The following is a 13,571-nucleotide window of genomic DNA, read 5'->3' as shown; positions in this document are numbered from 1 at the left end:
TAATGGCGAAAGAAGACAGTATTGAGATGCAGGGAACGGTTCTTGACACCCTTCCTAACACTATGTTCCGAGTAGAACTGGAAAATGGTCATGTGGTTACGGCTCACATTTCAGGAAAAATGCGTAAGCACTATATCCGCATCCTGACCGGCGATACCGTGACTGTGCAGTTAACTCCTTACGACCTGACAAAAGGCCGCATCGTCTTCCGCGCACGTTAATCCGCACTGAGGATTAAAAAAAACCGGCCTGATTAATCAGGCCGGTTTTTTCATTTCTGGCAAAGGTCTAACCTTCAACGGTTTCGTTCTTACTGTCGTAGTCAAATCGTAATCCGTCGTTATCATCAGCGCTAACTTTTACGCTGCCACCACGGGCTAACTTTCCAAATAAAATCTCGTTCGCTAAAGTTTTCTTCAGATGCTCCTGAATAACACGACTCATTGGACGAGCCCCCATTTCTTTGTCATAGCCTTTTGTGGCTATCCAGGAATGAGCCGATGGGTCAACCTCAAGCGATACGCCTTTCTTATCCAACTGAGCCTGTAACTCGCAGACAAATTTATCAACGACTTGCTCCAGCACTTCTGGTGTCAGGTGGTTGAACCACACAATGCCATCCAGGCGATTACGGAACTCCGGCGTGAAAATGTTATTAATTTCTGCCAGCGCATCGAAGCTGTGATCCTGCTGCTTAAAGCCAATGGATTTACGTACGGTTTCGCGTACACCCGCATTCGTTGTCATAACAATAATCACGTTACGAAAGTCCGCTTTACGGCCGTTGTTATCCGTTAACGTTCCATTATCCATCACTTGCAGCAGAATGTTAAAGACATCGCTGTGGGCCTTCTCAAGCTCATCCAACAGCAGCACACAGTGCGGTTGTTTAATAACAGCGTCGGTTAATAAACCGCCCTGCTCATAGCCAACATACCCTGGAGGTGCACCAATTAAACGGCTAACAGCATGACGCTCCATGTACTCCGACATATCGAAGCGTACCAGCTCAATGCCCATGGCTTTCGCCAACTGCTGCGTTACCTCTGTTTTACCCACACCTGTTGGTCCGGCAAAAATGAATGAACCAATTGGCTGATTTTCATTGGCCAGACCTGAACGCGACAAGCGAATTGCCGCAGTGAGTTTATCAATCGCCTCATCCTGACCAAACACCACCATTTTCAGGTTTCGATCAAGCTGCTTCAGTAAGTCTTGATCAGACTGTGAAACCGACTGTTCAGGAATACGGGCTATTTTAGCGATAATAGTCTCGATATCCGACACACCAACCGTCTTACGGCGCTTTGACGGTGGCAGCAGACGTTGAGAGGCACCAGCTTCATCCATTACATCAATAGCCTTATCCGGTAAGTGTCGTTCATTAATGTATTTAGCAGAGAGCTCTGCCGCAGCTTTAATAGCCGGCTGCGTGTAGCGGATACCATGATGACTCTCGTATCGCTCTTTAAGGCCCATTAATATTTTCGTAGTGTCTTCTACGGAAGGTTCAACCACGTCCACTTTCTGAAAACGACGAACCAGTGCTCTGTCTTTCTCAAAGACATTTTTAAATTCATTATAAGTGGTTGAGCCAATGCATTTTAACTGACCACTTGAAAGCAAAGGTTTTATTAAGTTAGAGGCATCTAAAACGCCACCACTAGCAGCGCCGGCACCGATAATGGTATGAATTTCATCAATAAAGAGAATCGCGTGCTCTTTTTCCTGGAGCTCTTTCAAAAGCATTTTAAAGCGTTTCTCGAAGTCGCCCCGGTATTTTGTGCCCGCCAGCAGGTCACCCATGTCCAGTGAATAGATGGTCGCGTCGGCTAAAATTTCGGGAACTTCACCTTTAACAATTCGATAAGCTAAGCCTTCAGCAATGGCTGTTTTGCCCACACCTGCTTCCCCGACTAACAGCGGGTTATTTTTACGACGACGGCAAAGAATTTGGGCGCAGCGCTCCAGCTCAAAATCACGTCCTATTAACGGATCGATCTTGCCTTCTTTCGCCTGTACATTAAGGTTGGCACAAAAGCGCTGCAGATAGCTTTGTTGCTCTTCACCACCTTTTATTGTCTCTTCTTCCGCCATTTCTTCGTCAAGGGGTTCATCATCGTCAATGCGAGAAATGCCATGAGAAATGAAATTCACGATATCCAGACGAGTGATATCGTTTTTATTTAATAGATAAACAGCTTGAGATTCTTGCTCACTAAAAATGGCAACCAGCACATTCGCGCCAGTCACCTCGGCGTTACCCGATGACTGAACGTGAAATACTGCGCGCTGCAACACTCTCTGAAAACCGAGTGTTGGCTGAGTGTCAGGATTTTCTTCGTCCGGACCAAATAACGGTGTACTGCGATCGATATAACTCAGCAGTTCTTCTTTCAACTGTTGAAAGTTCGCCCCGCAAGCTCTAAGCGCTTCGGATGCATCTGGGTTATCCAGCAATGCAACCAACAAATGTTCAACTGTCATCAATTCATGATTACGTTCGCGCGCTAGCCGAAACGCATCGTTTAGCGTTAATTCAAGGGCTTTATTCAACATAGACCACTCCTTACCAGCCAACTCGGATTATTCTTGCTCCATGGTACACAACAATGGATGCTGATTCTCCCGAGCGTATTGGTTTACCTGTACGACTTTAGTTTCGGCGATTTCCGCAGAATAAACACCGCAAACGGCCTTCCCTTTATAATGCACCTGTAACATGGTGTCCGTGGCGCGCTCCTGATCCATTTTAAAAAATCTCATTAACACTTCAATCACAAAATCCATGGGGGTGTAATCATCGTTATTGATGATGACTTTATACATGGATGGTGGCTTGAGCTCCTGCTTTTCCTCTGTATCACTAAGGTGCTGGTGGTCAAACTGACTCATTTATTAACAACCTGCCATAATAATAGTTTTAAATTTGCGCGAAAATGGAAAAAAACAACCAAAATATTAACAATGTAGATTATTTTTTGAACTTTAGGGCTTGACTAATCACTCACGTCACCTAGAGTTAAACATGGTGCTAAATCGGCTAATTTTCAAGCCAAAGCACCTAATAATAATAAACTATCTGTTGCAGAAGAAGGATGTAGAAGTATGGCTACCGGAAAAGTCAAATGGTTCAATAATTCGAAGGGCTTCGGCTTTATCGAAAGCGAGGACCGCGAGGGTGATATTTTCGCCCACTATTCAACCATTGAGATGGAAGGCTATCGCACACTTAAAGCAGGGCAGCCTGTGGAGTTTGAACTCGAAGAAGGCCCTAAAGGTTTGCATGCCAACAACATTGTTCCCGGTGCTGCCGATAAATAATACCGGCTCAACCAAACAATTTAAGTGCTTTCAAAACGCCGGTTCGCCCGGCGTTTTAATTCACTTAATCACTTCAACTAACTATCTATACCAAAATAACGCCGTAATTGATCACGTAAATTTGGTGGCGTTCCGTTAATTGTCAGAGTATCGGTCGCCGGGTCGTAGTGTACTCGTTCACCAAGCGCTGTGTGATCAAAACCGACACTCACGCCGCCACCCTGCCCCTGAAACTTAACTAACTTACGTAACGTTGATTTATCTGCCGGAAAATCATCAACCAGCTCACGTGAGTTCTGTTCCGCAAAATCTTTAGAGAAACTTTCAAAGCTTTTTTCTACTGGGTATTGTTCCGCAAACTGTTCCGAAAGATCTTTAATTTTAACTGTATCGCCCTGCTTCCACTGATCATCACAATAGTCATAGGCTGCTTTATTTAAGGCTTGCCTTTGTTCATTTTCCAATTCCGATTGCTTTGCATACTCCTGAACCGAGTCAACCAGCTGTTGAGTATGAGCCTTTGAATTTAAGCGCTCAGTACACCCCAGAAAATCAAGAAAGAAATCTGATACTTTGCGTCCAGCACGTCCCTTTATAAAAGAGATGTATCTTTCGCTTTCTGGCGATGTTTTCCATTCAGTTAAGTCGATACGAGCCGCTAGCTGAACTTTGGTAATATCCAATTGGGAAGAACGATCAACCGCCAGGTCAGGGTTTATTGTCACGCCTTCTTTTACCGGTAGAAAACACACCAGCAGGTACTCGGTACTGATATGCTGATAGCGCGTTACGAGCAAAAAACCGGCTTCTAATAGATTGTAGTTCTGCAGTTCTTCCAGTAGTAACTTCGCTGATTGCTGACTAAACTCCACAAACTCCAGCTGTCCATCATACCAGGAGCTCAATTGTTCCGGAAACGGGCTTGGGTCACCCTCTTCATCATCTTTAAGGAAACTGGCGTAACCTTTCGCAGGTTTACTGGTATAAACGTCTGTCAGTTCGACTAACAAGTCATGCAACTGATCATCTTCGGTTAACGCTGAGGGAGCCAGTCGCAGACCGACCTGCCCGTCATTCTGATAAAACTGGTGAATAATGCTTTCTTCTATCCGCAATTGCATAACGGGGACTATCCTTGCTGTTTTGCTGTGTTACTATATCGACATTGTAACACGGGACTGACGGACGATGGGAAAGTACCAACGTAGAGATAAAATTGCCCGATTAATAAGCTGGGGACATTGGTTTACCTTTGCCAATATCATCCTTTGCTTGTTTATTGGTCTTTTATATATTGAGGCAGCCCCTAAGCCACCAACAGCTATTGGCAATATTTACATGCTAATCAGTTGGATTGGTCATTTCGCGTTTCTGCCTTTTGTGTTCTTTATTATTTTAATCTTCCCATTCTGTCTGGTTGTGCCTTACTCCAAAATACTTAGGGGATTTGCCGCCCTAATAACCTCTTTTGGTCTTATAGCGCTTATCGCAGATGCCCTGTTTTTCCGTCAGTACGGGTATCACTTAAACACCTATTCTTTGGCTCAAATGACCCGTGATGCGGAAGCTGTGTTCACCGGTGCCAGTTTCGTCATCGTTTCTGCCATTCTGCTAGGCTTTCTATTAATCGTTGGGGTACAACTGGTCCTTGCAAACTTAGCCTGGAAACGCCTTGAAGACTTACAACATCGAAAAATCGGAGCGCCCGCTACCAGCATTTTCGTTTTATGCTTTTTCGTAAGTCACAGTCTTCACGTTTGGGCTGATGCTGTACTGTATGATCCAATTACACAGCAAGACGACATGTTTCCTGTGTCCTACCCCACAACAGCCAAAACATTAATGGCAAAGCATGGGGTGATTGACGTTGAAAGCTACCAGGCAAGGCAGCAGATGCTCATGGCTACCGACCAGATAAAACTTAAGTATCCGCAGCAACCTTTATTGTGTTCAAAAACAGACTCACAGCCATCGACTACGCTTATTTTATTTGACCGTGTCAGCACAACAATTCAACGAGAATTGAAAGCATTAGCCAGTGAGCACCAACTTGAGAGAACCAAACTTCAACTGTTGGCTCACCCAAGCCGTGATGGCGGGCTATTTCAAGTTCTTTATGGTCTTCCTGATTTTTATCAGGAGTCTATTGAACGTCAGCAGTTAAAACCAGCCTATCTTAAACCGCTTAATGACTTTAACTTTGATGTGCGCTGGTATCACAGTGAAAACTGGGAAGATGAGTTAAGCCTGAATCAATTTAGTCGTGACTGGAACAGCCAGAATCTAACTGAATTTAGTGGCAGCAGCCAAAACCAAATTAATATTGTTCTAATCACTGAAAATGACATTTCGGCTTTAAATAAGGTGCTTGAACAAACCGCACAGCATCAACTATTGCTGACCTCCTTATCTCCGGCACAAAGTGATGAGTTATTAGGAAATAAGCAGTTTGCTCTGGAAAACATGCAAGTCCCGCTTTGGCAACGAGAGTATCAACTAGCAGATCAACCGATTGCCGGGCTCATGGATATCGTCCCGACCATGCTTCAAAGCCGAATCTCTTGCGCAGGGTCTCATAAGAACTATACCAATGGCGAGAATTTGCAGACGCTTAAACGTCGCTGGCCGCTGGTTGAAACTTACAGCCCATACATTGTCATTTACGACGAAAAAGAGATTACCATCTTAGACAATAGCGGTCAGTTTAGTGTGTACAGCAGTGCAGATTTTGAATTAAAGAAACAAGCAGAGCCGCCTGTTCCCGTGCTTATTGATGCACTGAAAGATTTAAAACGCTTCAGTAGCACTGAAGGAAACGAGTAATTGTTGAAAATAGCAGCAGTTAAGCGTCTTAAAGCGTGTTCCTGCTTGCTAATTCGGGCTAATCCAGTAACATAGCAGTCCTCGGTCGGCGTGTGGCGCAGCTTGGTAGCGCACTGTCATGGGGTGTCAGGGGTCGGAGGTTCAAATCCTCTCACGCCGACCAATTCTTCTTAACCTCAACGTTTTCTCTAACGCCACTCTGGCAAGCTAAGCTGCTCTTCTATTTCACTTGTTACTCTCCAGTAACCTCCTCTGGCAGAGCCTTTTCGAATTAGCAGACCTTTCTCCTTCAATTTTGAAATGTGCTTTTCTACCGCCCGCGATGAAATATTCAGTACTTCGGCGACTCTGGCTGCGCTCCACTCAGGTTGTTCATTTAATAGCCTCAGAACCATGTTTCTCGTGCTGACACCAGAATACCCGGTTTTATCCGAACCGTTAACCGAACCAAACAGCGAACTTTTATCCGAACCGCCCGGCGGCTCATTGATTAAAGTAGCAGAGTAAGTTTCTTCTCCATACGGTCTGGCTTTGCCCTTTTCATCTTCCAGTGTTCGCGAAATAGTCAATTGCAGACACTGTAGAATAAACTCCACCAGCGGCACTCTGTCGTTGTCGCTGATTGAACGTCTTAAGCAATCAAGATACTCATCTTTATTGACCTTAAAAGCTTCTTCAAAACTTAACCAGGCGATAGCCGGATGCCATTCTGCTAAAATAAGGCTAAACCAAAGTCGGCCTACACAACCGTTTGCAACAGAGAACGGTTGGATAAACTCAAACTGCTGAAGAAAAATGGCGGCTTTTAGTAAAGGGTGTTCGTCGCTTTGCTCTAACCAAGTAAGTAATGCCCTGACTGATTTCCCAGCTTGACCTGCTGGTGCTGTCATATGAACAAGTTTGTTATTTCGATAGACTCCCATCCCAGTCGCTCTATAACTTCCCGCACTTGGTGTTACCGCTGCACATATTAACTGGTGGGCATTCTTTAAATCATTTTCCGAGTCAAATCGCCATTCCATTAGCTTTTTATAGGCATCTTCTAAACGAATTTTTTGTAGTTGCTTCGGCTGTTCCTCAAAACCGACCGATGCAAGAACCTTTAGCGGCATCTGCTGTTCTTTAAAGTCTGCTAGATCGTTGCTATCAGATTCTAAAAACGCCAACCAACGTCCGAAGTCGGTACTAATTTGCGCCACTAAATTAACGCATCGACTGGTAATCAAGTAATCAGGTGCTGCCATGTTTATCAGTAACCTCGTGGTTACTCTCCGTTATTTGTTCTAATATTTGTAGGCTTTTAGCCGATACAACATTTATCAGCTTAACGTATATATAAGCGCTCGGGTAACTATTTGAGGCTGCCATGAATTTACAAAACAAACTAACTCTGAGTATGGCTATCGCATTAACGACATTACTTGCCATAGCCATGGGTGTATCAACTTTTATGATGCGTTCTTTAATAGAAGAGCGCGTAACCAAGCAAGAGTTGCCTGCTACCTTGGGTGAAATTCGCGGGGAAGTCGGTCAACTTATAGCGACACCTATGTTAGTTTCGCAAGAGCTCGCCAATAACCAGTACTTAATTGACGCTCTCAAAAGTGACGAATCTGCCTCCGTCCAAAGTGAGATCACTCGCTATCTTAACCGTATCTATAAACAGAGAAATGCCGCTGCTGCATTTACCGTTAGTGCAGAAAGTAACAATTACTATACGGCTGATGGTTTCTTTAAAACCGTTTCTCCCGATGAAAAAAGAGATGATTGGTTTTTCGACTTTGCAAAAAGTAATATTGATCAAGAGCTGAATTTTGACGTTGATGAGCAATCCGGTACACCGACCGTATTTGTCAACGTCCGTATTAGCGATAACGGTCGCACGCTTGGGGTCGGCGGTATAGGACAAAGCCTGGAGGCATTGCAGAATGCGATTGCTGATTTTAATGTCGGAGAAAGCGGCGTGGCCTATCTCGTTGATGCAGAGGGCCGTATCCAAATCCACCCGCGCCTATCTGACTTTCGCCAATTATCAACAGAAGTTGGCAGCGAGGTTGCGAGTAAGCTCCTGAACAACAGTGAAGTTGAAATTGATTACACCAGCCAAAGCGGGGAAGATTTAATCGTTGCCAGTACCTACCTTCCAAATAGTGATTGGCGAATCGTGATTGAGCTACCGGAAGCAGAGTTGTATTCAGGCTTGAATCAGACAGTGACCGCAATAGTCATCATCAGCTTTATCATTGGTTTAGGTTTCGTTATCGCCAGTTGGTTTTATGCACGCCGTATCGTCCGGCCAATCAAGTACGTTGCTAATAACCTCAATAGAATGTCAAACGAGGGAGGTGACTTAACCCAACGGCTCGATATCGAGAGCAATGACGAAGTTGGCGATTTAGCAAAAGGCTTTAACGCATTCGTAGCCAATTTAGGCAGCATCATAACGCATGTTCGAAATACCGCTTACGAAGTCAACGAGAAAGTGCAAGGTATCGATAAATCCATGCTGCAAATTGATAACCTATCGGCCGAGCAGGAAAACAAAACCGATCAAGTCGCCGTTGCCATGAATGAGATGGAAACAACGGTCAGAGAGATCGCTGAAAATGCGAATCAGACGGCAAGTCATGCCAGTGACTCGCGTGAGACCACCTCTCAGAATCAGCAACAGTTGCAACAAGCGGTCGCTACGATGGAAGAGTTATCCGGTTCGATGCAGACAGCGGCTCGTTCTGTGGAGGAATTGGCTGACGAAGTCGCCAGTATCGTGACTGTCATTGACACCATAGAGGGCATTTCCGAACAAACCAATTTATTGGCGCTAAACGCCGCAATAGAATCTGCCCGCGCGGGTGAAGCCGGACGAGGTTTCGCTGTCGTTGCCGATGAAGTACGTACACTATCTCAGCGCACCAGCAAGTCGACAGAAGAAATTCGGCAGAAAATTTCACGCTTACAACAAGGTTCAAAAGCTGCTGTATCAGCAATGGAAACCAATCGCACTCAAGCAGAAAATACCAGTGAGCGTATTCGTTCTGCGAATGAAAAACTCAATGACCTTGTTGTTTTAATTCAGGATACCGCTGACATGAGCACTCAGATTGCTACAGCAACTGAAGAACAAGCTTCTGTTAGTCAGGATGTCGCTAAAAACATTCAAGCTATCGCAGACTTCTCTACTCAGGTTTCAACGGCGGTTAAAAGCAGTCATAACGAATGCGATCAAATGTCTTCACTTGCAGACAGCCTACGCAGCCAACTTGAGCAATTTAAAACGTAATATCTGCAAACAGAGACTGTAGCCTGGCCACTTCTCCCTCTTCAAGAGGATGCATAGGCTGCTTTCCCCAAACCGGGGCTGGCCAGGCGACATCTGTTTGAAAGCGTGCAAGGTGATGCACATGCAATTGCGGCACTTGATTCCCCAGCGCAGCAACGTTGAGTTTATCTGGCTGATATTCCGCTTTTAGCCAGTGGCATAAAAAACGGCTTTCTCTTAATAACTGCAGTTGGTCGTCTTCAGTGAGGTCGATTATTTCGCGTACATCAGCCACTTTCGGAACCAACAAGAACCAGGGAAACTGCCTGTCATTCATGACTCTGACTTCGCATAACGGCCAGTCGGCTAAATGATAACTGTCTCTGGCTAATTCTGAAGCTAATGTGAATTCCATAACAACCTATCCTTAAAGTGTTTGAAGAAACTCTTTAAACAGTGCGTTAGTTTGGTTCAGACTGTCAACTAAACGGTGATCATCGTTTACCACATTTAGCTGCGCATGCGTCCTTTTTGCATAACGCCAACTGTTTTCAACCGGCACGATAGTATCTTTCCACCCATGGACGATGTTTATTTTGCACTTCGGCGTTATCTGGTCAAAGTCAGCCTGGCCACCCAAGTAGAACGCAGGTGCCATTAAGAACAAGCCTTTGCAGCTATCTTTCTCAGCAGCTACTGTAGCGACATACCCTCCCATACTGGAACCGACCAGCACAAAAGGTTCTGATAGTCGCTCAATGTACTCCAATAGCTTTTTTACACGAATATCAGGGTCATCCATTCCTTGATAATCAATACTGTTAACCCCCATGCCGACATTTTTAGCCGTTTTTGCTAACACCTTGATCTTTATACCCCAGGGGCCACTTTCTTTGCCGTGATTAAAAACAACCTGCATTTAACAATTGCCTATCGTTCGTTGCTTAGATAGATTGAGTATAAATGTTAATCATTAGGTAACAATGTTAACGAATACCATGATAGTAAACCCAACTCGCATGAAACTGCTTATGAGTTTTTTGTTATTTAGTGGAACGGTATTAGCTCAGGAAGAAGAGCTGTCGGCTCCACTCATTTTTGGTATTAATGCCTCTCCGCCCTTTCATATTACACAAGGCGATGAGGCTAATAACGGGTTCTGCGATGTTTTAGTCAGAACCATTCAGGCTGAGCTGCCCGATACCCACCAAATTATTCGAGAAATGCCCCATGGCCGCATTCGGACAATTATGAAGCGCGAAGGGAGTATGTGTTTCCCTTGTATGATAAACCGCACGAGCTATAACCCCAATTACTATTTTACTAGAGCAACTCATTTATACGCACCGCACGGCATTATTACTCGTTCTTCGCTCGCAGACGAACTCAAAGAAAAATACGGAAACCCGGTTTCCCTTGAAAAGTTACTGGCTCAGTCTGAATTACGTTTTGCCCAACCCGTTGGTCGACGCTATGGAGACATTCAACCACTAATTAATGAATACCTAATTGGTACTAAATACCACAAAAAAGTGAATGGAGAACTTGCTTTATATAACTTACTGGCAATGATTCTAATTGACAGAGTTGACTATACCATTGACTACGAAATGATGATTCAATCATACCAACGCAATGAACAGAACTTCGGAAGCGGCGAATCTCTCGCGTTTGTTCCAATAAGAGAATACGAAGGAAAGACGATTCGAGGCGCCGTCGGTTGCAGCAATAATCAATGGGGCAAAAATGCAACCCGACTGATTGACCAAGCCATAAAAAAAATTCGAAATAACAATGATTTTCAGCAAAGTCTCGACTATTGGTTAGGTAATGACCGGCCAAAACTAAGCGAGTCAGAACAATGAAAGCAAATTTAATGACTTTTAAAAAGCAGCTTATCGTACTGCTCGTCTCTCTATTGTTTAGTGCAAATAGCTTGGCCGCAGACGAAGACATCATCTGGGGCGTTAACTCATCGCCGCCTTTCCATATCTATTCTGGAGAATATAAGGAACAAGGCTTTTGCGACGCTTTAGTTGACAGTTTTCAGCGCCAGCTACCTGAATTATCTCACCGCATACGGAAACTGCCTTCCCGCCGTATTACGATGATAATGAAGAAGAATAAAAACCTTTGCTTTCCCTGTTTAATTAAAAGAACCAGTTACAATTCTGATTTCAATTACACAGAAACAACGCATCTTTATGAGCCTCATGGCATTATTACCCGGGCTAATACTGCGGCAAAGATCATTAAAAAATACGGTCAACCCGTCAAATTTTCCGACTTAGTTAAAGACTCTGATTTACGCTTTGCACAACCAACCGAACGACGTTACGGGCAACTACAAACATTACTCGAAACACACCTTATAGACTCTGAAAACTTCAGCTTCATTAGCGGTGAAAACGCACACGTTAACCTGCTCACCATGATAGTTAACGATCGCATAGACTATACGATTGACTATAGAGCAATAATGACTTACTACAACGAAACTGAAGCTAGTACGAAAAACAGCGGTTTAGTTTTTTTACCAATAAAGGAATACGGTAGTTTGGTCATCGAAGGCGCTGTTGGCTGCACCAATAACGAATGGGGTCGTAATGCAGTCAACCAATTAGACCAGGTTATTGAACAGCTAAAGGCCGATCCCGACTTCCAACGTAGTTTGGATAAATGGCTGGGAAGTGATCGGCCTAAACTAAATTAAGCGAAACGTTGCTGCAAATACTGGTTAATGTCGTCAGATTCGTACATCCATTGTACTGTCTCACCCTGCTCTATTCGTAAGCACGGTACTTTCACTCGACCGCCACCATCTTGCAGTTCATTTCTGTGTTGCTCGTTATTTTTCGCGTCGCGTAACTCAATGTTCAAATTAAGGCGCGCTATTTCCTTGCGAACTTTCACGCAAAAAGGGCACGCGGAAAATTGATACAACGCCAGCGATTTACAAGCCTCATCGACCTTATTTTGCTCTTCTTCAGTGCGCACCTGTCCTTTTGGGGTGGTCAGTTTTTCAACAAGCAAAACAATGGGCGTCAAAATCAGTCGTAAAGTACGGAAAAAGTAACGAATTATAATTCTCATAAGTCTACTACCAAACAGCTTATTTAAGATGCCGCTATTCTAACGTGTTTAAGGTAAAGCGTCAGTCTTTTAGCTAAACGCTTTTCACTTTCCGTTTAAAGCTTCTGCAGCAATTTCTAACGACCTTAAACGAGCCTGATGATCAAAGGCATGGCAGGTAAGAATAACTTCATCGATACCCGTATCGTTAATAAACTGATTAATATGCCGTTGAACTGAATCCTTAGTGCCAACCGCCGTATAGGTTAATGCATGATTCGCCCCGGCCAGTTCATGAGGCGCAGCAACCGTTCTTATGTCATCCACCGGTGCTTTTAAAGGCCCGGGTGTACCGCGACGCAACGCAATAAACTGCTGTTGCATTGAGCTCATCATTTTTCGCGCATCGGTTTCGCTGTCTGCCGCAAAAACGTTCATTGCCGCTGCTGCATAAGGTTTGCTGAGATAACGCGATGGACGAAAGTTCTCGCGATACGCTTTTAATGCATGCTGCAAATAGTCTGGTGCAAAATGCGATGCAAAGGCATAAGGCAGACCTAAATGCGCTGCAAGCTGGGCGCCAAAAGTGCTTGAGCCGAGCAACCACACCGGAATTTGTTGTCCAAACCCGGGCACAGCCTTAATCGCATCACTTTCCTGCGCTTCTTCCAGATAACCTAAGAGCTCCTGAACATCGTTAGGAAACTGTTCGGCGTCGTCTGGTTTACGTCTTAAAGCCCGTAATGTTCGGCCGTCTGTTCCCGGCGCTCTGCCCAGACCAATATCGACACGTCCGGGGTACAGGGCATCCAGCGTACCAAACTGTTCAGCGACCACAAAAGGCGCATGGTTAGGCAACATAACACCGCCTGAACCTATCCTAATTTTGTCGGTTTTGCCGGCGACATAACCTAAAGCAACTGCGGTTGCGGCCGAGGCGATTCCGGTCATATTGTGGTGCTCAGCCATCCAGAAGCGGTGGTAACCCCACCGCTCGGCATGCTGGGCTAAATCAGCCGAGTTATGCAATGATTCAGCCACTGACCCACCTTCCGTGACAGGCGCTAAATCAAGAACTGAATATTTCATAACA

Annotated in this window: 14 protein-coding genes and 1 tRNA gene; 7 read left to right on the top strand and 8 right to left on the bottom strand. The window is 44.7% G+C overall.

Annotation, left to right across the window (positions count from 1 at the left end):
- Positions 1-2 precede the first annotated feature (2 nt).
- Positions 3-221 (top strand): translation initiation factor IF-1, encoded by a 219-nt coding sequence (gene infA, locus CWI78_RS00340; RefSeq protein WP_008489926.1) that lies wholly within the window; start codon positions 3-5, stop codon positions 219-221.
- A gap of 67 nt (positions 222-288) precedes the next feature.
- Here infA and clpA read toward each other — a convergent pair whose 3' ends face one another.
- Positions 289-2,559, bottom strand: a complete 2,271-nt coding sequence (clpA, locus tag CWI78_RS00335; RefSeq protein WP_126779149.1) for an ATP-dependent Clp protease ATP-binding subunit ClpA — start codon at positions 2,557-2,559, stop codon at positions 289-291.
- Positions 2,560-2,586: 27 nt separating this feature from the next.
- Positions 2,587-2,895: an ATP-dependent Clp protease adapter ClpS gene (gene clpS / locus CWI78_RS00330; RefSeq protein WP_011233927.1), complete on the bottom strand. Its 309-nt coding sequence runs from the start codon at positions 2,893-2,895 to the stop codon at positions 2,587-2,589.
- Positions 2,896-3,108: 213 nt separating this feature from the next.
- Between clpS and cspD the strand changes: the two genes are divergently transcribed.
- On the top strand, positions 3,109-3,324 hold the full coding sequence (gene cspD / locus CWI78_RS00325; protein WP_011233928.1) for a cold shock domain-containing protein CspD: 216 nt from the start codon (positions 3,109-3,111) through the stop codon (positions 3,322-3,324).
- Between the two features lie 77 nt (positions 3,325-3,401).
- Here the strand turns inward: cspD and yejK are convergent, their stop codons facing one another.
- Positions 3,402-4,445 carry a nucleoid-associated protein YejK gene (gene yejK / locus CWI78_RS00320; protein ID WP_126779147.1) on the bottom strand — a complete coding sequence of 348 codons (1,044 nt, stop codon included), beginning with the start codon at positions 4,443-4,445 and terminating at the stop codon, positions 3,402-3,404.
- Positions 4,446-4,512: 67 nt separating this feature from the next.
- On the opposite strand from yejK, the gene CWI78_RS00315 reads away from it, so the two are divergent.
- Both CWI78_RS00315 and CWI78_RS00310 read left to right on the top strand, forming a co-directional pair.
- Entirely contained in the window at positions 4,513-6,147 is a 1,635-nt protein-coding gene (locus tag CWI78_RS00315; RefSeq protein ID WP_126779145.1) for a DUF3413 domain-containing protein, read from the top strand.
- Positions 6,148-6,233: 86 nt separating this feature from the next.
- Positions 6,234-6,310 (top strand) — tRNA-Pro (locus tag CWI78_RS00310).
- 25 nt (positions 6,311-6,335) lie between these two features.
- On the opposite strand, the gene CWI78_RS00305 is transcribed toward CWI78_RS00310, so the two are convergent.
- Complete coding sequence (locus CWI78_RS00305; protein ID WP_126779143.1) at positions 6,336-7,391, bottom strand: Fic family protein; 1,056 nt, start codon at positions 7,389-7,391, stop codon at positions 6,336-6,338.
- Positions 7,392-7,513: 122 nt separating this feature from the next.
- On the opposite strand from CWI78_RS00305, the gene CWI78_RS00300 reads away from it, so the two are divergent.
- Entirely contained in the window at positions 7,514-9,427 is a 1,914-nt protein-coding gene (locus tag CWI78_RS00300) for a methyl-accepting chemotaxis protein (protein WP_126779141.1), read from the top strand.
- On the opposite strand, the gene CWI78_RS00295 is transcribed toward CWI78_RS00300, so the two are convergent.
- Positions 9,417-9,821: an HIT domain-containing protein gene (locus CWI78_RS00295; RefSeq protein WP_126779139.1), complete on the bottom strand. Its 405-nt coding sequence runs from the start codon at positions 9,819-9,821 to the stop codon at positions 9,417-9,419. The genes CWI78_RS00300 and CWI78_RS00295 overlap by 11 nt on opposite strands.
- Before the next feature lie 12 nt (positions 9,822-9,833).
- On the bottom strand, positions 9,834-10,325 hold the full coding sequence (locus CWI78_RS00290; RefSeq protein ID WP_126779137.1) for an alpha/beta hydrolase: 492 nt from the start codon (positions 10,323-10,325) through the stop codon (positions 9,834-9,836).
- A gap of 112 nt (positions 10,326-10,437) precedes the next feature.
- On the opposite strand from CWI78_RS00290, the gene CWI78_RS00285 reads away from it, so the two are divergent.
- A complete protein-coding gene (locus tag CWI78_RS00285; RefSeq protein WP_126779135.1) occupies positions 10,438-11,271 on the top strand; it encodes a hypothetical protein in 834 nt (277 codons plus the stop codon).
- Positions 11,268-12,119, top strand: coding sequence for a TIGR02285 family protein (locus tag CWI78_RS00280; RefSeq protein ID WP_244213039.1), 852 nt, complete (start codon positions 11,268-11,270; stop codon positions 12,117-12,119). Before CWI78_RS00285 ends, CWI78_RS00280 begins: the two co-directional genes overlap by 4 nt.
- Here CWI78_RS00280 and CWI78_RS00275 read toward each other — a convergent pair.
- Together CWI78_RS00275 and CWI78_RS00270 are read right to left on the bottom strand one after the other, a co-directional pair.
- Positions 12,116-12,499 carry a glutaredoxin family protein gene (locus CWI78_RS00275; RefSeq protein WP_126779133.1) on the bottom strand — a complete coding sequence of 128 codons (384 nt, stop codon included), beginning with the start codon at positions 12,497-12,499 and terminating at the stop codon, positions 12,116-12,118. The genes CWI78_RS00280 and CWI78_RS00275 overlap by 4 nt on opposite strands.
- A gap of 84 nt (positions 12,500-12,583) precedes the next feature.
- On the bottom strand, positions 12,584-13,567 hold the full coding sequence (locus CWI78_RS00270; protein ID WP_126779131.1) for an LLM class flavin-dependent oxidoreductase: 984 nt from the start codon (positions 13,565-13,567) through the stop codon (positions 12,584-12,586).
- Positions 13,568-13,571: the final 4 nt, after the last annotated feature.

The organism is Idiomarina ramblicola (assembly GCF_003987255.1).
Lineage (GTDB): Bacteria > Pseudomonadota > Gammaproteobacteria > Enterobacterales > Alteromonadaceae > Idiomarina > Idiomarina ramblicola.
Note: the sequence above shows the minus strand (reverse complement) of the source record. Positions and strands in the feature narration are given on the sequence as shown.